This is a genomic window from Amycolatopsis anabasis (assembly GCF_009765355.1).
In the GTDB taxonomy this organism is placed as follows: Bacteria; Actinomycetota; Actinomycetes; order Mycobacteriales; family Pseudonocardiaceae; genus Amycolatopsis; species Amycolatopsis anabasis.
Window position 1 is genome coordinate 146,852 of the sequence record NZ_VTHK01000016.1, and the last position, 19,407, is coordinate 166,258.

A 19,407-nucleotide genomic window follows, 5' to 3' on the forward strand; every position below is an offset into this window, starting at 1 on the left:
TCAGCCCTCGCTACGGCGGTCCAGCTCGGCGATGATCTCCGGCCCGAGCTGCGTCACGTCCCCCGCGCCCATGGTGACCACCAGGTCACCCGGCCCGGCCAGGTCCGCGGCCAGCGTCGCGGCCCGGTCGAACGCCGGTTCGTAGTGCGCCTTGGCGTCGGTGATCTGGTCGGCGATCAGCGCGCCGGTGACCCCGGGCTCCGGTTCCTCGCGGGCGCCGTAGACGTCCAGCACCACGACCTCGTCGGCGAGGCCGAGCGCCTTGGCGAACTCGGCGCTGAACGTCTTGGTCCGCGAGTACAGGTGCGGCTGGAACACCACCACGACCCGGCCCGGTCCCGCGGCGTGCCGGACGGCCCGCAGCTGCGCGTCGACCTCGGTCGGGTGGTGGGCGTAGTCGTCGTACACCCGCACGTCGCCGGAGCGGCCCTTGAACTCGAACCGCCGCCGCACCCCGCCGAACGCGGCCAGCCCCTCGGCGAGCCCGTCGACCGGGGCGCCCAGCTCCACCCCGGCGAGCAGCGCGGCCACCGCGTTGAACGCCATGTGCTCGCCGGGCACCGCGACCTTGACGTCGATCTCGTTGCCCTGCAAGGAAATGCGCACGACCCCGCCGTCGTCGCCCGGGGTGTAGGCGAGCACGCGTGCGTCACCGGATTCGGTCACCGAGCGGCCGTACCGGCGCACCCGGACGCCCTCGGCCTCCGCGCGCGCGGCCAGTTCGGCGGCCGGGCCGTCGTCGGCGCAGACGATCAGCACGCCGCCCGGTTCGATGCGCCGCGCGAACTCGGTGAACACCGCGACATACGCTTCGGCGGTGCCGTGATGGTCGAGGTGGTCCGGTTCGACGTTCGTCACCACCGCCACCGACGGCGAGTAGGTCAGGAACGAACCGTCGCTCTCGTCGGCCTCGGCGACGAAGATCCCGCCCTCACCGTGGTGCGCGTTCGCCCCGGACTCGTTGAGGTCGCCGCCGATCGCGAACGACGGATCGAGGCGACAGTGCTGCAACGCGACGGTGAGCATCGACGTCGTCGAGGTCTTGCCGTGTGTTCCGGCGATGCAGGCGACCCGGTGCCCGGTCATCAGGGCGGCCAGTGCTTCGGCGCGGTGCAGCACGGTGATGCCGCGTTCGCGCGCCGCCACCAGTTCCGGGTTGGTCTCCTTGATGGCGGTGGACACGATCACCGCGGACGGGCCGCCGTCGAAGGCGTCCAGGTTCTCCGCGCGCTGGCCGATCGCGATCTCGGCGCCCTGCGCGCGCAGGGTGAGGAAGGTGCGGGAATCCTTGGCGTCCGAACCGGACACCCGCGCCCCGCGGGCGAGCAGGATGCGGGCGATCCCGCTCATCCCGGCGCCGCCGATGCCGATCAGATGCGCCCGGCTCAACACTTCGGGGACGTTGCTCATTTTCCGGCTGCCTCCAGCACGATCTTCGCCAGCACCTCGTCGGCCTCGCGGTGGCCGAGCCCGACGGCGGCCGCGCTCATCTTCGCCACCCGGTCCGCGTCGGTCACCAGCGGCACCACCAGTTCGGCCACCTTGCCCGGGGTCAGGTCGGCGTCGTCGACCATCAGGGCCGCGCCCGCGTCGACCGCCGGGCGGGCATTGACCGCCTGCTCCCCGTTGCCGTGCGGCAGCGGAACGAAGATCGCGGGCAGCCCGACCGCGGACACCTCGGCCGCGGTCATCGCGCCGGACCGGCACAGCACCACATCGGCGGCCGCGTAGGCCAGGTCCATCCGCTCCAGGTAGGGCACCGGCAGGTACGGCGGTTTGCCCGGGAAGTCCTGCACCGCGAGGGTGTTCTTCGGCCCGTGCGCGTGCAGCACGCCGATCCCGGCGTCCGCGAAGTCCTTGGCCGCGCCGGAAAGCGCGGCGTTGATCGACTGCGCGCCCTGCGAACCGCCGAACACCAGCAGGGTCGGCGCGTCCGGGTCCAGCCCGAAATGCTTGCGGGCCTCGGCGCGCAGCGCGGCCCGGTCCAGCGTGGTGATCGAGCGCCGCAGCGGGATGCCGACCACCTCGGCACCCGGCAGCGGGGTGCCCGGCACGGCGACCGCGACGCTGCGCGCGAACCGGGCGCCCACCTTGTTGGCCAGCCCGGGCGTCTTGTTGGCCTCGTGCACGACGATCGGCACCCGGCCCCGCGCGCCCAGGTAGGCCGGGAGCGCGACGTAACCGCCGAAGCCCACCACGACGTCCGCGCGCACCCGGTTGAGCACCTCGCGGGTGCGCTTGACCGAGTCGCGCACCTTCAGCGGCAACCGGAGCAGTTCGGGGGTCGGCTTGCGCGGCATCGGCACCGGCGGGATCAGCTCGAGCGGGTAGCCGCGCGCCGGAACGAGCTTGTTCTCCAGACCGCGGGCCGTGCCGAGCGCGACCACCTTGGCCTCCGGTCGCAGCCGCATCACCGCGTCGGCCAGGGCCAGCGCGGGCTCGATGTGCCCCGCGGTGCCACCTCCGGCGACCACCACCGTCGGCCCCTGTGCGGTCGCCCCGCGTTCGGCTCCGGTAACCGGCTCGCTCACCTGGATCCTCTCCGTGTCGAACTTCCGCGCGTCGCGGAACGTCTGCCGTAATCCGAGACCGCCCGGCGGCGGTCCGGTGTCTGTGCGGGCCGTGCGCCCCGGGCCGCCGGCCGGACGCCCTTCGACGGGCCAGCCCGGCCACTGCCCCGCTTCTTGGACGGGGGCCGGTACGGGTCCGGCGCGGGCAGCCGCAGCAGGCGCCCGAATTTACCCGGTCCCTGCGTGCGCAGTGCGGCGACCGACTCCGGTTCGTGCCGGGCGCAGTTGGCCAGGATGCCCAGCACCCCCATCGTCACGAGCAGCGAGGTGCCCCCGGAGGAGATCAGCGGCAGGGTGACCCCGGTGACCGGCAGCAGACCCACCACGTACCCGATGTTGATGGCCGCCTGGGAAACCAGGAACGCCGTCAGCGTGCCGGCGACGATCCGGATCCACGGGTCCAGGTTACGCGTGGCGATGCGCAGGCCGACGATCGCGACCCCGGCGAACAGGGCGATCACCACCGCGCAGCCGACGAACCCGAGTTCCTCGCCGATCACCGCGAAGATGAAGTCGTTGTGCACGTTGGGCAGGTACTTCCACTTCGACGGGCCCTGCCCCAGCCCGCGCCCGAAGAGGCCGCCGTCGGCCAGGGCGTACCGCGCCTGGGTGGCCTGGTACGCGGCGCCGCTGGTGTCCTCGCCGGGCGAGAGGAAGGACATCACCCGGGCCAGCCGGTAGTCGGCGACGAGCGCGAGCGCGACCGCACCGGCGACCCCGCCCGCGAAGATCACCGCGAACAGCCGTTTCGGCGCACCGGCGAACCACAGCAGCGCGATCAGCACCACGCCGAGGGTGATCGTGCCGGACAGGTTCGGCTGCGCCATCACCAGCGCGAACATCAGCAGCGCGGCGGGGACCACCGGCACCAGCAGGTGCCGCCACTGGTGCAGCACGTTGAACTTGGTGACCAGGATGTGCGCGCCCCACAGGGTCAGCGCGACCTTGGCGATCTCGACCGGCTGGATGGACATCGGCCCGATCGTGAACCAGCGCTGCGCGCCGCCGCCGGACGAACCGAGCGGCGTGAGCACCAGGACCAGCAGGCCGAGGCAGCACACCATGGTCACCGAGGAGAGCCGCCGGATCTTCGGCAGCGGCAGGCGCAGCCCGAGCCAGAACGCCAGCGAACCGAGCGCGACGAACACCAGGTGCTTCTTGAACAACGCGTACACCGAGGAACCGCTGCTGGTGAACGATTCGACCGAGGACGCGGACAGCACCATCACGATGCCGATCGCGGTGAGCGTGCCGCACAGCGCGAGGACGAGGTGGAAATCGGCGAGCGGGCGGGACATCCAGGCGGTCAGCCCGGTCCGGAACGCGGCGAACGCCCCGGTGCGCTCCCGCTTCTTCCGGCGTGCCGTCCGCTCCCGCTTCTCCGGTTCCTCAAGAACGGTCATGGGCTTGTCCCTGCCCCAGCGCACGGACCGCTTCGGCGAACGCGTCGCCGCGGTGTGCGTAGTTGCGGAACATGTCCAGGGAGGCCGCGGCCGGAGCCAGCAGCACGACGTCACCAGCGCGCGCCATCGCGCTGGCCGCACTCACCGCCGCAGTCATGGGATCATCGTCACCCGAATGAACCCTTTTCACCGGGACATCCGGCGCGTGTCGCGCAACAGCGGCGGCGATCACGGGTGAATCCACCCCGAGGAGCACGACCCCGCGCAGCCGCCCGGCGACGGACGCGACCAGTTCCTCCACCGAGGCACCCTTGAGCTGGCCGCCCGCGATCCACACCACGCTCGGATGCGCGCCGAGCGAACCGGCCGCGGCATGCGGGTTGGTCGCCTTCGAGTCGTCGACGTACCGGACGCCGCCGATCTCGGCCACCTCGACGGCCCGGTGCGCGCCGGGCTGGAAGTCGCGCAGCCCCTTCGCGACGGCGTCGCCCGGCACCCCGTACGCCCGCGCCAGCGCGGCCGCGGCGAGCGCGTTGGCGACGTTGTGCGGGCCGGACGGGCGCACGTCGGCCAGGGTGGCCAGTTCGTCGGCGCTGCGCGCGGGGTCGGCGACGAAGGCCCGGTCCACCAGCAGGTCCTCGACCAGGCCCAGCTCGCCCGGGCGCGGGGTGTCCAGGCCGAAACCGGCCCGCGCGGCGGTCTCGGGCGCGTGCTCGGCCGCGAGCCGGGCGGACCACTCGTCGGCCAGGTTGTGCACGACCGTGGCCGAGCGATCGTGGATCTTGCCCTTCGCGGCCGCGTACTCGGCCAGCGAGCCGTGCCAGTCGAGGTGGTCCTCGGCGAGGTTGAGCACCACCGAAGCGTGCGGGGCGAGCGAATTCGACCAGTGCAGCTGGTAGCTGGACAGTTCGACCGCGAGCACCCGGTGCCCGGCCCGCACCGCGTCCAGCACCGCGTAGCCCACGTTCCCGCAGGCCACCGCGTCCGCTCCGGCCGCGCGCAGGATCGACTCGAGCATGCTCACCGTGGTGGTCTTGCCGTTGGTTCCGGTGACCGCGAGCCACACCGGCGGCTCGGGGCGCGCCTGCCCGATCCGCCAGGTGAGTTCGACGTCCCCGATCACCTCGATCCCGGCCCGCGCGGCGGCGACCAGCAGCGGGGCGGTCGGCCGCCAGCCGGGGCTGGTGACCACCAGTTCGGTGCCCGCGGGCGGCTCGGCGAGTCCGGGAACCAGCTCCGCGCCGAGCCCCTCGAGCTCCGCGAGGCGGTCGGCGTTGCCGTCGGTCACCGCGATCCGGGCGTCCAGCGCGGACAGCGCGTCGACGACCGATTTCCCGGTCACCCCGGCACCGGCGACGAGCACCTGACGTCCGGCGAGGTCCACGGAACTAACCTCCCCCGGCGGTGAGCTGCTCGCTGTAGAACAGCCCGAGCCCGAACATGCAGCAGATCGCCGCCAGCAGCCAGAACCGGATGATCACCGTGGTCTCGGCCCAGCCGGCGAGCTCGAAGTGGTGGTGGAACGGCGCCATCCGGAACAACCGGCGCCGGGTGGTGCGGAAGACCGCGATCTGCAGCACCACCGAGATCATCTCCACCATGAACAGCCCGCCGATCACGATCGCGAGCAGTTCGGTGCGGGTGGTGACCGACAGCCCGGCCACCAGGCCGCCGAGGGCCAGCGACCCGGTGTCGCCCATGAAGATCTTCGCCGGGGCCGCGTTCCACCACAGGAATCCGACGCACGCGCCGGTCGCGGCGGCGGCCACCACCGCGAGGTCGAGCGGGTCGCGCACGTGGTAGCAGGCGGCCTGCGGGTTGATCTCGCAGCTGAGCCGGAACTGCCAGAAGGAGATCACCACGTAGGTCGCGAGCACCATCGCCGACGCGCCACCGGCCAGCCCGTCCAGGCCGTCGGTGAAGTTGACCGCGTTCGACCACCCCGAGATCACCACGTAGATGAACAGCACGAAGAGCACCGCGGGGAACGTGATCAGGGTCAGGTCGCGGACGTAGGAGAGGTTCTGCGACGCCGGGGTGAGCCCGTTCTCGTCGGCGAACTGCAGCACCAGGACGCCGAACACGATCGCCACCAGGAGCTGGCCGACCAGTTTCGCGGTCTTGTTCAGGCCCAGGTTCCGCTTCTTGCGGATGATGATGAAGTCGTCCAGGAACCCGACCACGCCCAGGCCCACCGCGAGGAAGAGAACCAGGATGCCCGAGGCGGACGGGCCCTCGCTCCGGGAATTGCGCAGCCAGTCGATCAGGTGCGCGACGAAGTAGCCGACCACCAGGGCGACGATGATCGAGACCCCGCCCATGGTGGGGGTGCCGCGTTTGGACTTGTGCCCCTCGGGGCCCTCCTCGCGGATCTCCTGGCCGAATCCCTGCCGCGAGAACACCCGGATCAGGTAGGGCGTGAGCAGGATGGAGACCAGGAGACCGGCCGAGGCCGCGATCAGAATACTGATCACGCGTCACCACCGTTCGGCACGTCTTCGGTGAGCAGTGCGTCGGCCACCCGCCAGAGCCGCGCGACCTTGGAGGCCTTGACCAGCACGACGTCACCGGACCGCAGTTCGTCGCGCAGCAACGCGACGGCGGCGTCGGTGTCGGGCACCAGGACCGACTCCTCGCCCCAGGAGCCTTCGTGGCTCGCGCCCTGGTGCATGGCCGCCGCGTCCTCGCCGACCACGACCAGCCGCCCGATGTTGAGCCGGACCGCGAGCCGCCCGATCTCGTCGTGCGCGGTCACGCTGTCGGCCCCGAGTTCGCCCATCACGCCGAGGACCGCCCAGGATCGGCGGCCGCGGCTCATCGACGCGAGCGTCTTCAGCGCCGCCCGGACCGATTCGGGGTTGGCGTTGTACGAGTCGTTGAGGACGGTCACCCCGTCGGCGCGGGTGGTGACCTCCATCCGGCGCGCGGAGCGCCGCTGGACCGCGGACAGCCGGGCCGCGACTTCGGCCACCGGGGTGCCGAGTTCGAGCGCCACCGCGGCCGCGGCGAGCGCGTTGCCGACGTGGTGCTCGCCGAACAGCGGCAGCGCGACCTCGGCCTGCCCGCCGGGGGTGACCAGGCGGAACGAGGCCCGGGCCTGCTCGTCCAGGGTGATGTTCTCGGCGCGCACCCGCGCGTCCGGATGCTCGCCCACCCCGACGACCCGCGCCCGCGTCCGGGCGGCCATCGCCGCCACCAGCGGGTCGTCGAAGTTCAGGACCGCCACCCCGTCCGCGGGCAGCGCCTCGACCAGTTCCCCCTTGGTCTTCGCGATGCCCTCGCGGGAACCGAACTCGCCGACGTGCGCGCTGCCCACGTTGAGCACCACGCCGATCCGCGGCGGCGCGACGGCGGCCAGATCGGCGATGTGCCCGGGGCCGCGCGCGGACAGTTCGAGCACCAGGTGCCGGGTGTCCCGGTCGGCGCGCAGCGCGGTCCACGGGTGCCCGAGCTCGTTGTTGAACGAACCGGGCGGCGCGACCGTCGGGCCGAGCGGCTCCAGCAGCTGGGCGATGAGGTCCTTGGTCGAGGTCTTCCCGGACGATCCGGTCACGCCGACGACGGTGAGCCCGTCCGCCGACAGCGCGGTGACCACGTGCCGGGCGAGCTTGCCCAGCGCGGCGAGCACCGCCGCGCCGGAGCCGTCGGAATCGCCGGTGAGCGCGACCGAGCGCTCGTGCGCCTGCCCCGCGGCCAGCGGCGGCACGATCACCGCCGGGGCGTCGACCTTTCGGGCCGCGAGCACCCCGGCCGCACCCGCCGCGACGGCCTGGGCGGCGAAGTCGTGCCCGTCCACCCGCTCGCCGGGCAGGGCGAGGAAGAGCCCGCCCGCGGTGAGTTTCCGGGAGTCGAACTCCACGCCACCGGTGACCCGCTCGGATCCGTCGGAATTGTGCGTCCGCCCGCCGACGATCTCGGCGATCTCGGCGAGACTCAGCTCGATCACGCGCTCACCTCAAGTTTTTGCCGGATGGCCGCCTCCAGCTCGTCGCGGTCGGAGAACGGGTGGACGACACCCGCGACCTCCTGCCCGGTCTCGTGTCCCTTGCCCGCGATCAGCACGACGTCGCCGGGCTCGGCGAGCGAGACGGCCTCGGTGATCGCCGCGCGCCGGTCGCCGATCTCGCGGATCTCACCGCCCAGCGCGGGCCCGACGCCGCGGGCCCCGGCGAGCATGGCGGCCCGGATGGCCGCCGGGTCCTCGCTGCGCGGATTGTCGTCGGTCACGATCAGCACGTCACTGCGCCGCGCCGCGGCCTCGCCCATCATCGGGCGTTTCGCGGTGTCCCGGTCGCCCCCGCAGCCGAGCACGGTGATGACCCGGCCCTCGGTGCGGGCCCGCAGGGCGTCCAGCGCCTGGGCCACCGCGGCGGGCTTGTGCGCGTAGTCGACCACCGCGGTGAACTCCTGGCCGAGGTAGACCCGTTCCATCCGGCCCGGCACCTCGGCCTCGGCGAGCGCGGCGACGATCTGCTCGAGCGTCACCCCGGCGGTGTCCAGGATCGCGGCCGCCAGCGTCGCGTTGGCCACGTTGAACGCACCCGGCAACGGCAGGGTCGCGGGCGCGGTCCGGCCGTGCGGGCCGTGCAGCACGAACGTCTGCTCACCGGTCGTCGTGGTGGCCATATCGGTGGCCCGCCACGCCGCGCCGGTGCCGGTCTCGGTCGAGACGGTCACGGTCTGCGGGGTGACCAGCGCCTGCCCCCAGGCGCTGTCCACCACGACGACCTCGGTGGTGGAGCGCCCGTCGAACAGCAGCGACTTGGCGGCGAAGTACTCCTCCATGTCGCGGTGGAAGTCGAGGTGGTCCTGGGAGAGGTTGGTGAACGCGCCGACCGCGAACCGGGTGCCGTTGACCCGGCCCAGCGAGAGCGCGTGGCTGGAGACCTCCATCGGCACGTGCGTCACGCCCTGTTCGGCCATCACCGCGAACAGCGCCTGCAGATCGGGGGCCTCGGGCGTGGTGAACGCGCTGGCGAGCCGCTCCCCCGCGATCCGGGTCTCCACGGTGCCGATCAGCCCCGTGGTGTAGCCCGCGGCCCGGAGCCCGGCCTCGATCAGGTAGGCGGTGGTGGTCTTGCCGGAGGTGCCGGTGACGCCGAGGACGGAGAGCTTGAGCGACGGTTCGCCGTAGATCCACGCGGCGACCGAGCCGAGCACGTCCCGCGGGTCCGCGTGCACCAGGACGGGAACGTCCGCGTCGCGCAGCGCGGGACGCTCGGCCCCGGCCTCGTCGGTGAGCACCGCGGCGGCGCCCGCCGCGATGGCCTGGTCCGCGAAATCGGCGCCGTGCGCCCGGGCGCCGGGCAGCGCGGCGAAGAGGTCTCCGGGCAGGACGTGCTGGGCGCGCAGCGTCGCGCCGGTCACCGCGAGCTCGGCGGCGTGGGCCCCGGCGTCCGGAATCAGCCGGGCGTCGGCACGGGCCACGAGCGTGGTGAGCGGCACCGGCTCGATGCGGACCGGTCGGGGCGGCGCGAGGACGGCCTTGACCGGCTTGTCCGGGACCCGGCCCCCGGACGTGGCGGGCCCATCGTTGTTGACAGACACAGCCGGGAGGTTACCGGCGAGGTTGTCCGGTCCGGTCAACCGGTGGGGCATGTCGTAAATCCCGGATGGACCATGCTGGGAAGTTCTCCTTACGCGTCCCGGGTTTTGGCCGTGCGGATGGCGATCGCCAGCAACGCCAACGCGATCGCGGCGAAATACGCCAGTGCCCAGCCCTGGCCGAGCGGTGAATCGGAAAGCACCGGCCCGTATCCGCCGTCCCGCCCACCGGCCGAATCCCCGTTCCCGGTGAGGAATTTACTGGCCGCGTTGAACGGCAGCCACCGGTGGACGTCGTCCCCCACCGAAGGGATCGCGGCCACCAACGGCTCGGCCGCCTGGGCGTAGATGATGAGCAGCGCCACCGCGCCCGCGCTGTGCCGCACCAGCAGACCGACCGCCACCGCGATCAGCGCGGCGAACGCGCACACCGGGCCCAGACCGGCGACGTTGCCCCAGTCCGCGGCGCTGTTCAGCGCGAGGTCGGCGTCCGGTGCGAGAAGGGAACCGGCGCACCAGGCGACGAACGCGGCGACCTCGCCGATCACCAGCGCGACCCCGGCGACCGTCGCCGCCTTCGCGGCCAGCGGCGCGATCCGGCCCGGTGCCGCCTGGAACGTGGTGCGCAGGGTGCCGAACCGGTATTCGGTGGTCACCGACAGCGCGGCGAGCACCATCACCACCAGCAGGCCGAAGTTCGACCCGGCCTGGGTGCTGGCGACCGTGGGCGCGACCCCGGCGCTGACCGCGCCACCGGTCATGAACGCCCCGAAGGCGGCCGTGACGACCACCGCGACGAGCGCGCACCACCACGGCGATCGGGTGCTGAACAGTTTGATGCGTTCTGCCGCAAGCAAGTTCATGCGGCAGAGCCTCGCCGGAAACCCGGCCGCGGACGTCGCCCCGCGGTCCGAACTTCCGCCTCATCCCGTGGTCTGAGGGAACGGCTGGTCATCCCCGCGCCCTGGAGCCGGGTGCTGGGGGTCGTGAGTGGTACGGCCGGTTCTGCAGTAACCGGCCTGACCACTCACGACCCCCAGTACTTGGTTCCCTTACAAGAGACGGTGACCGGTCTGGGCGTGCAGGCGCCGCCTGGCTGCCACCCCGATGCTCGTCGCACGTTGTCGGCCAAGAGGGACCGCAACGAGGCCGTGCTCGTCGGGGTGCCCCGGGGGGTACCTGCCGAAATGGGGAACTCGGCCTACCGAAACGAGGGACTCGCACGCCCGAAACGGGGGACACGCGCCAGCGGGATCCCCGCCCGCCGCGAGCCCCTCGTCCTTGGTCGCGGGTGTTCCCCGTTCCGGTACCCGGAGGACACCAATGCGGCTTTCGGGGCGTCGAAGGTACCGAACGCCGCATTGGGTACCTCCGAGCACCACCACCCGCGCGGATTCGCACTTTGCCAGCCAAATGCGGCTCGTCGAACGGAAACGCCAGGTCACCAGTAGGCGACCAAATGAGAGTCCGCTCTAACCGGCCTGAACACTCACGACTCCCGAGGCGCTGAGTCCTACAGCACCAGCGGCACCACCGGGGACGGCTCGTTGGACAGCGGGATCGAGTACCGCTGCGTCAGGTAGGACGCGATGTCGTGGAACAGCGGCGCCGCCGAATGCCCGGCGGGGAGCGTGGTGTCCGGGGCGTCCAGCCGGATCGCGATGACGAACCGCGGGTTGTCGGCGGGCAGTATCCCGGCGAACGTGATGTTGTACAGCGAGTTGCTGTACGCCCCGGTCTTCGGATCGACCTGCTGACCGGTACCGGTCTTCCCGGACACCTGGTAGCCCTCCAGCGCCGCGGTCGGGGCCGTGCCGCTGTTCTGGCCCTTACCCTTCTGCGTGACCGCGCGCATCATGTTCTTCACCGTGTTCGCGGTTTCCGGGCTGACCACCTGGGTGGTCTTCGGCGCCGGTTCGGGCACCCGCGTGCCGTCCGGGTTGATCTTCGCCTGGACGATCCGGGGCTCCACGCGCAGCCCGTTGTTGGCGATCGCCTGGTACATCCCGGCCATCTGCACGACGGTCATGGAAAGCCCCTGCCCGATCGGGAGGTTACCGAACGTGGTGCCCGACCACTGGCTGCGCGGCGGCACCGAACCCGGGCTCTCACCGGGCAGGCCGATTCCGGTGCGCTGCCCGATCCCGAACTTCTTCAGCAGGTCCGCGTACTTCTCCTCGCCGACCTTCTGCGCGAGCAGCAGCGTGCCGATGTTGGAGGACTTGGCGAAGATCCCGGTGGTGGTGAACTGCTGCGTGCCGTGCGACCAGGCGTCGTGCACGGTGTGGTCGGCGACTCGCAGCGAACCGGGCACCTCGAGGCTCGACTCCGGAGTCGCCACCCCGGAATCGATGGCCGCGGTCGCGGTGACGACCTTGTTCACCGAACCCGGTTCGTACGGCGTGGTGACCGCCCGGTTGTTCATCAGGTCGTCGGTGCGGGTGGCCGGGTCGTTGGGGTTGAACGTCCGGTCGTTCGCCAGCGCGTAGACCTGGCCGGTCTGCGAGTCCATGATGACCGCGCTGCCGCCCTTGGCCCGTGATTTGGCGACGTAGTCGGACAGGCGGCTCTGCAGGTCGTACTGGACGTCGGAGTCGATAGTCAGCTCCAGATCGGAACCCGCGGTCGCCGGCTGGATGTCGCGTTCGGTCCCCGGGATGACGATGTTGTCGTTGCCCTGCGCGGTGTCCACCATCCGGCGGCCCGGGGTCCCGGCGAGATCGTTGTCCCGGGAGTTCTCCAGCCCGACCAGCCCGTGCAGGTTGTGCTTGGAGACGTCCGGATCCTCCATCCGCCAGTTGGCGACGCCGACCACATTGGACGCGAGCGTGCCGCCGGGGTACTCGCGGGCGGCCCGCTTCTCCGCCTTGATCTCCGGGAACGCCTTGGTGATCGCGTCGGCGACCGAGGGCTCCACGTTGTCCACGAGGTAGGTGAAGTTCTCGGGCTTGTGGAAGCGGGCCAGCAGATCCTGTTCGGTGGTCTTCCCGGGCACCTTCGCGGCGATGGCCTTCGCCGCCGCGGCGGCCCGGGTTTCGAAGTTCTGCCCGGAGGCCGGGTTCTGCTGCGCGAACTCGGTCCACGTCTTGCGCATCAACCGCAGGTTCACCGAGAGCGTGCGGACCTCGACGCTGAACGCCAGCTTGGCCCCGTTGCGGTCCACAATGGACCCGCGATGGGCGGGGATCTCCAGCACGGTGTTGCGCTGCTGCTCCGCCTTCGCGGACAGCGCCTCGGCCTGGAAACCCTGTACCTGCACCAGTTTCAGCCCGGCGACCGCCAGCACCGCGACCAGGATCACCCGGATCGCGACGAACCGGCCCTGGCTTCCCCCGCCGCTCGGCTTGCCCGCCACCCGGCGGACGCCCGCGGTGTAGGTCCGGCGTCTGGGAGCACCCGGTTCCCGGCCGCGCGTCCCTCCCCTGCCCGGCATCACTGACCTCCCTGCTCCGGTGCTGGTTGCTGCGCCTGCTGTTGCTGTCCGTCGGCGGGCGGCGGCTCGTCGCCCTGCTGCGACACGTCTCCTTCGATCGGCCGCGTTTCCGGCGGGTTGCCCGATGGCTGCGCGGGCGGGGCGGGCGGCGGTGGCGCCGGGGCGACGGTCGCCTTCTTCGGCTCGCCGACGACCTTGGTGGAACCGTCCGGGTTCACCACGATGCGCGCCGGATCACCGCCGGGCACCATGCCCAGCGCCTTGGCCTTGGCGGCCAGCGAGGACGCCGATTCCTGCTGGGTGACCTCGCGTTGCAGGCGTTCGGCGTTCTCCGCGAGCCCCGCGTTGTCCTGGCGGAGCTGTTCGAGCCGGTAGGAGTCGGCGATCGCCTGGGTGGACAGCCACAGGGTGACCGCGACCCCGGCGACGAGCAGGCCCATCATGACCAGCACGAAGGACGCCTTCGACTTCGGCCGCAGGCGGCGCAGCGCGAACCGGGCGCGCGCCTGCTCGGGCTCGGCGACTGCGGTGCGCCGCATCTCCTCCGCGCGTTGCGCGCGGCGCGCATACGCCCGCTCGGCGGCGGTGCTGCGTTTCTGCGGGGTACCCGTCGTGCGCCGCCGGGCGGTGCGGGTGGTGCCGGGCGCCTCCTTGGTGACGGTGGCGGCCCGCGCGCGTTGCCGGGCGGTCCCGGCGGCCTGCTGCCTGCGTGTGCGGGTGGGCGCTGTCATCGTGCCACCTCTCCGATCCGCTCCGCCGCGCGCAGCCGCACCGAAGCGGCCCGCGGGTTCTGCTCGATCTCGGTCTCACCGGCCTTCTCCGCGCCCCGGGTCAACAGCTTCAGCTGCGGGCCGTGCCCGGGTAGCTCGACCGGTAACCCTTGCGGGGTACGGGATTTCGCGAGTTCCGCGAAGCCCTGTTTCACCACGCGGTCTTCCAGGGACTGGTACGACTCGACGACGATCCGGCCGCCGACGGCGAGCGCCGCCAGCGCCGCCGGGATCGCGGCGCGCAGCACGCCCAGTTCGCCGTTCACCTCGATGCGCAACGCCTGGAAGGTGCGCTTCGCCGGGTGACCGCCGGTGCGCCGGGTGGCCGCGGGCACGGCGTCGTAGAGCAGCTTCACCAGCCGCTCGCTGCGCTCGAAGGGTTCGCGTTCCCGTTCGCTCACAATGGCTTTCGCGATGCGCGCGGCGAACCGCTCCTCGCCGTAGTCGCGCAGGATCCGGGTGAGTTCCCCGGCCGGGTAGGTGTTCAGCACGTCGGCCGCGGTGGGCCCGGCGGTCGGGTCCATCCGCATGTCGAGCGGTGCGTCCCGGGCGTAGGCGAAGCCGCGCTCGGTGCGGTCGAGCTGCATCGAGGAGACGCCGAGGTCGAACAGCAGTCCGTCCACACGGGACAGTCCGCGATCGGCGAGGACTTCGGGAATCCGGTCGTACACCGCGTGCACGAACTCGGCCCGGCCACCGTGGCGGGCGAGCCGTTCCGCGGAGCGGGCGAGCGCGTCGGGATCGCGGTCCAGCCCGATCAGCCGCAGGCGGGGGAAGGCGGACAGCAGGGCGTCGGCGTGGCCGCCGAGGCCGAGGGTGGCGTCGACCAGCACGGCGTCGCGATCGGCGAGCGCCGGCTCGAACAGCGCCAGCACGCGATCGAGCAGCACCGGCACGTGCGCGGTTTCGCCTGTCATGGTCCACCCCCTTCCCTTGTGACCCGCTGGTTTCTGCTGGTTTCGAGACGAGGCGGATGCCGTCAGGTCCCCGCCCGCCCGCTGCGAACCTGATGCCGGGGAAGGTGCATCAGGGTCACTGAGCGGACAGAGGCCTCACGACATCCGCCTCGAACGTCGGCTACTGCTGCTTCGCGGCCGTCCGGGGAACCCCCGCCCCCCGACGGCGTGGGTGCACCACGGCCGGATGTCTAGAAGACGCCCGGCAGAACCTCCTCCTGAGCCTTGGCGTAGCTGTCTTCGTGTTCCTCCAGGTAGCCCTGCCACGCTTGGGCGTCCCAGATCTCCAACCTGGTGATCGCACCGATCACCACGCACTCCTTGTTGAGCCCGGCGTACCGCCGCAGCTCCGGGGCGATCGCGATGCGCCCCTGCCCGTCCGGGCGCTGTTCGTCGGTTCCGGCGAACAGATACCGCTGGTAGGCCCGGACCGCCTCGTTGGTGAACGGCGCGTCGGCGACCTTGCGGGCCATCTGCTCGAACTCGGCACGCGGGAAGACGTAGAGGCAGTGATCCTGTCCCTTGGTGACCATCAGCCCACCTGCCAGTGCGTCGCGGAACTTCGCGGGCAACGTGAGCCGCCCTTTGTCGTCCAGCTTCGGGGTGTGGGTGCCGAGGAACATCGGCGCCACCTCCCTCACCGGCCTCCGTGGATCCCACCGAAACCGGCCACGGGGCTCCCTTCCGCCCCACTGGCCACCACCGTACCCCACTTTTCACCACAGTCAACGTCGAAAGGCCGCACCAATGAGCGAACCTGCCCACATTTCCGCAGGTGAGCGAGGTGGGGGCCGGTGGGGGGCGAGGTGGGGCGCGCCGCCCAAGATCCCCCGGCCCGGGGGCTCGGGTCCCGGTTCCAGCCCCGCTGAGCCCGCTCACAAGCAGCCGAAAGGCCTAGTGGGAGCGGCTGCCCGGCGTACAGTGGGTCACCGTGGGGACCCGCGTGGAGCAACGTGGGGAACGGGGTGGGGAACGGGGTGGAGAACGGTGGGGAGCCGGGTGGGGACGGGTGGGAAGGCCCCTTTCATGAGGGGACCCCTCCAGACGAAATCCGTCCGGAGGGGTCCCCTCATGAAAGGCCTAGGGCTCGAGAATCTCGGCGAGGCGGTTGACCAGGCGGGGGCCGTCGACCGGGGCCACGCTCACCCACGGCTGCCCGCCCCGCCCGGGTTCCAGGGTGCCGAGATACGCGCCGATGTCGGTGGCGAACCAGCTCACCCCGCCGATCCGCCGCGGCCGCCCCTCGCCCTCGCGGACCCGCACCGAGAACTGCCCGGCGCCGAGCACCGGGCGCGCCTGGATCGCGAGCACTTCGCGGATCTGCTTCTGGTACGCCGCCGAGGCGGCACCGCGTTCGCCGAAGACCGGGTCCTCGACGCCGGAGCCCAGTGCGGACGCGGGCAGGCTGATGCCGTAGCCGGGCCCCGGTTCCAGCACCGGCAGCAGGTCCACGATCGCCGAGAACAACTCGGTGTCCCGGATGCTGGACAGCCCGATCGTCTTGCTCGGCTGCGCGGCCAGCACCGCCCGCCGCCCGCGCGCCGCGGCCACCGCGCGCAACGGGACCTCGGCGGTCATGTCCCCGAGCGCCTCGCATTCCACATACACGGTCGCCGTGGCCAGGGTGTCCAGCGATTCGGTCAGCGACGGGTCGAGCCGGCCGCCGTCGAAGAGCCGCCGCTCGGCGAGGTTGTCGTAGACCGCTTCCCGGATGTCCGCCCGCTCCTGGTCGGTCGACCCGACACTGCGCACGCGCAGCGGACCGGGCGGGGCCGGGTAGCCGAGGTCCTGCCAGAGGATGTCGAACGCCGACGCGGAGACCCTGATCAACTCGCCCCCAGCGCGGGCGGCGGATCGAACGACTGGGCCGGCACCGCCGCGCGCAGGGCGGCGTCGCGCGCGTTCATCACGTCGACGGCCTTGGCCCGGGCGGCCTCCGCCTCGTCCCGGCGGGCCGACATCGTCTCGGACAGGCCGACCAGCGCCAGCAGGTCACCACTCGCGGCCGCGTCCCTGATCAGCTGCGCGGGGTCGTAGCTCACCACGGCGGGCATGTCGTCCTTCGCCCGCGCCGCGATCCCGGCCTGCTGGGTCACCGCGTCGGCCACCGAGAACGAAACCTCGGTCGCGTGCCCGGACCAGGCGGCGGCCTTCGCCAGCATCCCGCGCAACGCGTCACCGCCGGTGCCCTGCCAGTGGTCCTCGCTGCGCTCGGCGATCTTGCCCAGCGCCTCGGTCGATTCGCGCAGCCGCGTGCCGAGCGTGGCCCACTGCTCCCCGATCTCCCCCGCGGCGCCCGGATCGTTGCCCGTCTCCACCTCGGCCTTCAGCGCCTCGTGCGAGTAGGCGTCGTACCGCCTGCCGGACTCGGGCACTTCCCGTTCGGTCATCGCGCACATCCGATCTCGCGGGCTCAGGACTCAGGCCTGGGGCACCTTCGGTTCGATGAGCTTCGCCGCGGTGCTCGCCCGTTCGCAAGCCAGCTCGGTGTCGGCGAAGTTCGCGTTGTTCACGTCGACCTGCACGCTGGCGGAGTTCCCCGCGGCGAGCAGCACGGCACAGGTTCCGTCGGCCTTGCGCCGGTCGGCGACCTGGAGCGCCTGGTGGGCGCCGATGGTGAGCTTGCGACCGGTCCCCTTGTCGATCTTCAGATCGTTCAGCCCGGCGGACTCGTCGAGCGTGATGGTCAGCCCGAAGACGCCCGATTCGGTCCAGTCGCAGGCCCGGGCCCGGCCGATGGTCTTCTCCTTGCCCATCGAGGTGAGCCCGGCCGAGGACCGGTCGACCGAGGACAGCAGCTCGCACGGCCGGATCGCGGCCAGTGCGGAACCGGGTTTCGAGGACGGTGTCGCGGTCATCCCGGTGGACGCGGCCACCGTCGTCTGGTGGATCGAGGCGCCCGGCTGGGTGGCGCCGGAGCCCGCGCCGCATCCCGCGGCCAGGCTCGCGCCCGCGACCACCAGCAAACTCGCCCGCCAGCCGCGGACCTGCGCGTTCCCCGCCATCGGTCAGCCGCCGGAACAGTCGACACCATCGGCCGCTGCGTCGTCGGAATCCTGGTAGCGCCGCATCGCCTTGGCGATATTGGTCTTCAACGTCTCCAGTTCCCGGCCGAACCGGGTCAGCGAGTCGACCGCGGAACCGTGCGCGCCGACGCCGTACTGGGCCATGAAGTTGCCGATCTCGTCGGCGTAGCCGCCGCCCAGCGGCACCGTCCGGCCCAGCACCTTGGCATTGCGGACCATCTCGCCCACGACATCCTGCAGCCGGCTGATCTGCTGGAACGCGTCCGCGGAGAGCTCGGGAGCGACCGCGAACGCGTTCGCGTTCACCTTGATGCCCGTGCCAACATCGGTCATCGCCCGTGCCGCACCTCTCCGTAGCCGTCCGAATCCATACCGCAGCATAGGGCACAAGCCCGGCCTGCGGGAGGACCCGAAGAGTGACGAAAAGACACCCCCGGATGGCGCAAGCGCAACGGTTGCGCAGCGTCATCGCGGGGTTCTCTCACCGAGTTCGCCCGAGTTTGACACACTTCGTGGCAGTCTGAATGCCGCGCGAGCCGCGACAGAGGGATAGTTACGTGCGCGCCACGCGCGCCTCAACAGCAGGTAAGGGCTTCGGCTCCGGGAGGTCGAGTGACGTCGAGAACGCAGTCTGCAACGCCTGACGAGCAGACGGGCGGGACGAGCCCTGAACAAGCGCCGTACTACGGGGGCGGCGCCAGCACGAACGGCCGGGCCCCCGCCGCGGCCCTCGACGAGCTGCACGACACCGCGCGGCGCATCGCGGCCAACGTGGAACGGGTCCTGGTCGGCAAACCCGACGTGGTGCGGGTCGCCCTGGTCACCCTCCTCGCGGAGGGGCACCTCCTGGTCGAGGACGTGCCAGGCGTCGGCAAGACCTCGCTGGCGAAGGCGCTCGCCCGCTCCATCGACTGCACGGTCAGCCGGATCCAGTTCACCCCGGACCTGCTGCCCAGCGATGTCACCGGCGTCTCCATCTACAACCGGCAGACCGGCGGCTTCGAGTTCCGGCCCGGCCCGGTGTTCGCCAACATCGTGGTCGGCGACGAGATCAACCGCGCCTCGCCGAAGACCCAGTCGGCGCTGCTGGAGTGCATGGAAGAGCACCAGGTCACCGTGGACACCAGCACCTACGAGCTCGGCGAGCCGTTCATGGTGATCGCCACCCAGAACCCGATCGAGATGGAAGGCACCTACGCCCTGCCGGAGGCGCAGCGCGACCGGTTCACCGCGCGCGTTTCCATCGGCTATCCCGATCCGCAGGCCGAGCTCGCGATGGTCGACGAGCACGCGGGGCACGATCCGCTCAAGGACCTCCAGCCGGTGTCCGACGCGGAGACCGTGCACCGGCTCATCCGGACCGTGCGCGGCGTGCACATGTCGCCCGAGGTCCAGCGGTATGCCGTGGAACTGGCCTCGGCGACCCGGCAGGTTCCGGAGATCCGGCTCGGCGCCTCGCCGCGTGCCACGCTGCAGCTGGTCCGCGCCGCGCGCGCCCAGGCCGCGCTGTCCGGCCGCGAATTCGTGGTCCCGGACGACTTGCACGCGGTCGCCGTGCCGGTGCTCGCGCACCGCCTGGTGCTCACCACCGAGGCGCACGCCGCCCGGCGCTCGGCCACCGATGTCGTGCGCGCGGTGCTGCACCGGGTCCCGGTGCCCCAGGGTGCCGGTGCCCCGGCGGGCGGGCAGGGCCGCCGGTAACCGA

Annotated in this window: 17 protein-coding genes; 1 reads left to right on the plus strand and 16 read right to left on the minus strand. The window is 71.8% G+C overall.

Annotated features, from left to right (window positions below):
* The 16 genes from murC to FXO23_RS22215 all read right to left on the minus strand — a co-directional run bounded on the left by murC (nt 1) and on the right by FXO23_RS22215 (nt 18,035).
* The gene (gene murC, locus FXO23_RS22140; protein WP_158887295.1) at nt 1–1,410 is read right to left on the minus strand and encodes a UDP-N-acetylmuramate--L-alanine ligase; all 1,410 of its coding nucleotides are present in this window, start codon (nt 1,408–1,410) and stop codon (nt 1–3) included.
* Nucleotides 1,407–2,531, minus strand: a complete 1,125-nt coding sequence (murG, locus tag FXO23_RS22145) for an undecaprenyldiphospho-muramoylpentapeptide beta-N-acetylglucosaminyltransferase (RefSeq protein WP_158887296.1) — start codon at nt 2,529–2,531, stop codon at nt 1,407–1,409. Before murG ends, murC begins: the two co-directional genes overlap by 4 nt.
* Entirely contained in the window at nt 2,528–3,973 is a 1,446-nt protein-coding gene (gene ftsW, locus FXO23_RS22150; protein ID WP_158887297.1) for a putative lipid II flippase FtsW, read from the minus strand. The genes murG and ftsW overlap by 4 nt, the downstream gene beginning before the upstream one ends.
* Nucleotides 3,960–5,357, minus strand: a complete 1,398-nt coding sequence (gene murD / locus FXO23_RS22155) for a UDP-N-acetylmuramoyl-L-alanine--D-glutamate ligase (RefSeq protein WP_158887298.1) — start codon at nt 5,355–5,357, stop codon at nt 3,960–3,962. The genes ftsW and murD overlap by 14 nt, the downstream gene beginning before the upstream one ends.
* 4 nt (nt 5,358–5,361) lie before the next feature.
* Entirely contained in the window at nt 5,362–6,447 is a 1,086-nt protein-coding gene (gene mraY / locus FXO23_RS22160) for a phospho-N-acetylmuramoyl-pentapeptide-transferase (RefSeq protein WP_158887299.1), read from the minus strand.
* Nucleotides 6,444–7,919: a UDP-N-acetylmuramoyl-tripeptide--D-alanyl-D-alanine ligase gene (locus FXO23_RS22165; protein WP_158887300.1), complete on the minus strand. Its 1,476-nt coding sequence runs from the start codon at nt 7,917–7,919 to the stop codon at nt 6,444–6,446. The genes mraY and FXO23_RS22165 overlap by 4 nt, the downstream gene beginning before the upstream one ends.
* The gene (locus FXO23_RS22170) at nt 7,916–9,571 is read right to left on the minus strand and encodes a UDP-N-acetylmuramoyl-L-alanyl-D-glutamate--2,6-diaminopimelate ligase (protein ID WP_158887301.1); all 1,656 of its coding nucleotides are present in this window, start codon (nt 9,569–9,571) and stop codon (nt 7,916–7,918) included. The genes FXO23_RS22165 and FXO23_RS22170 overlap by 4 nt, the downstream gene beginning before the upstream one ends.
* Nucleotides 9,572–9,609: 38 nt before the next feature.
* The gene (locus tag FXO23_RS22175; protein WP_158887302.1) at nt 9,610–10,380 is read right to left on the minus strand and encodes a hypothetical protein; all 771 of its coding nucleotides are present in this window, start codon (nt 10,378–10,380) and stop codon (nt 9,610–9,612) included.
* A 650-nt stretch (nt 10,381–11,030) separates the two neighbouring features.
* A complete protein-coding gene (locus FXO23_RS22180; protein WP_158887303.1) occupies nt 11,031–12,950 on the minus strand; it encodes a peptidoglycan D,D-transpeptidase FtsI family protein in 1,920 nt (639 codons plus the stop codon).
* A complete protein-coding gene (gene ftsL / locus FXO23_RS22185) occupies nt 12,950–13,681 on the minus strand; it encodes a cell division protein FtsL (RefSeq protein WP_158887304.1) in 732 nt (243 codons plus the stop codon). Before ftsL ends, FXO23_RS22180 begins: the two co-directional genes overlap by 1 nt.
* Entirely contained in the window at nt 13,678–14,637 is a 960-nt protein-coding gene (rsmH, locus tag FXO23_RS22190; protein ID WP_158887305.1) for a 16S rRNA (cytosine(1402)-N(4))-methyltransferase RsmH, read from the minus strand. Before rsmH ends, ftsL begins: the two co-directional genes overlap by 4 nt.
* 230 nt (nt 14,638–14,867) lie before the next feature.
* The gene (gene mraZ / locus FXO23_RS22195) at nt 14,868–15,299 is read right to left on the minus strand and encodes a division/cell wall cluster transcriptional repressor MraZ (RefSeq protein WP_158887306.1); all 432 of its coding nucleotides are present in this window, start codon (nt 15,297–15,299) and stop codon (nt 14,868–14,870) included.
* A 457-nt stretch (nt 15,300–15,756) separates the two neighbouring features.
* Nucleotides 15,757–16,506: an ESX secretion-associated protein EspG gene (locus tag FXO23_RS22200; protein ID WP_158887307.1), complete on the minus strand. Its 750-nt coding sequence runs from the start codon at nt 16,504–16,506 to the stop codon at nt 15,757–15,759.
* Nucleotides 16,503–17,066 carry a PE-PGRS family protein gene (locus tag FXO23_RS22205; RefSeq protein ID WP_158887308.1) on the minus strand — a complete coding sequence of 188 codons (564 nt, stop codon included), beginning with the start codon at nt 17,064–17,066 and terminating at the stop codon, nt 16,503–16,505. Before FXO23_RS22205 ends, FXO23_RS22200 begins: the two co-directional genes overlap by 4 nt.
* Nucleotides 17,067–17,096: 30 nt before the next feature.
* Nucleotides 17,097–17,681: a DUF3558 family protein gene (locus FXO23_RS22210; protein ID WP_158887309.1), complete on the minus strand. Its 585-nt coding sequence runs from the start codon at nt 17,679–17,681 to the stop codon at nt 17,097–17,099.
* Between the two features lie 3 nt (nt 17,682–17,684).
* Nucleotides 17,685–18,035, minus strand: coding sequence for a hypothetical protein (locus tag FXO23_RS22215; protein ID WP_158887310.1), 351 nt, complete (start codon nt 18,033–18,035; stop codon nt 17,685–17,687).
* Between the two features lie 279 nt (nt 18,036–18,314).
* On the opposite strand from FXO23_RS22215, the gene FXO23_RS22220 reads away from it, so the two are divergent.
* Entirely contained in the window at nt 18,315–19,403 is a 1,089-nt protein-coding gene (locus FXO23_RS22220) for an AAA family ATPase (protein ID WP_179956840.1), read from the plus strand.
* Nucleotides 19,404–19,407: the final 4 nt, after the last annotated feature.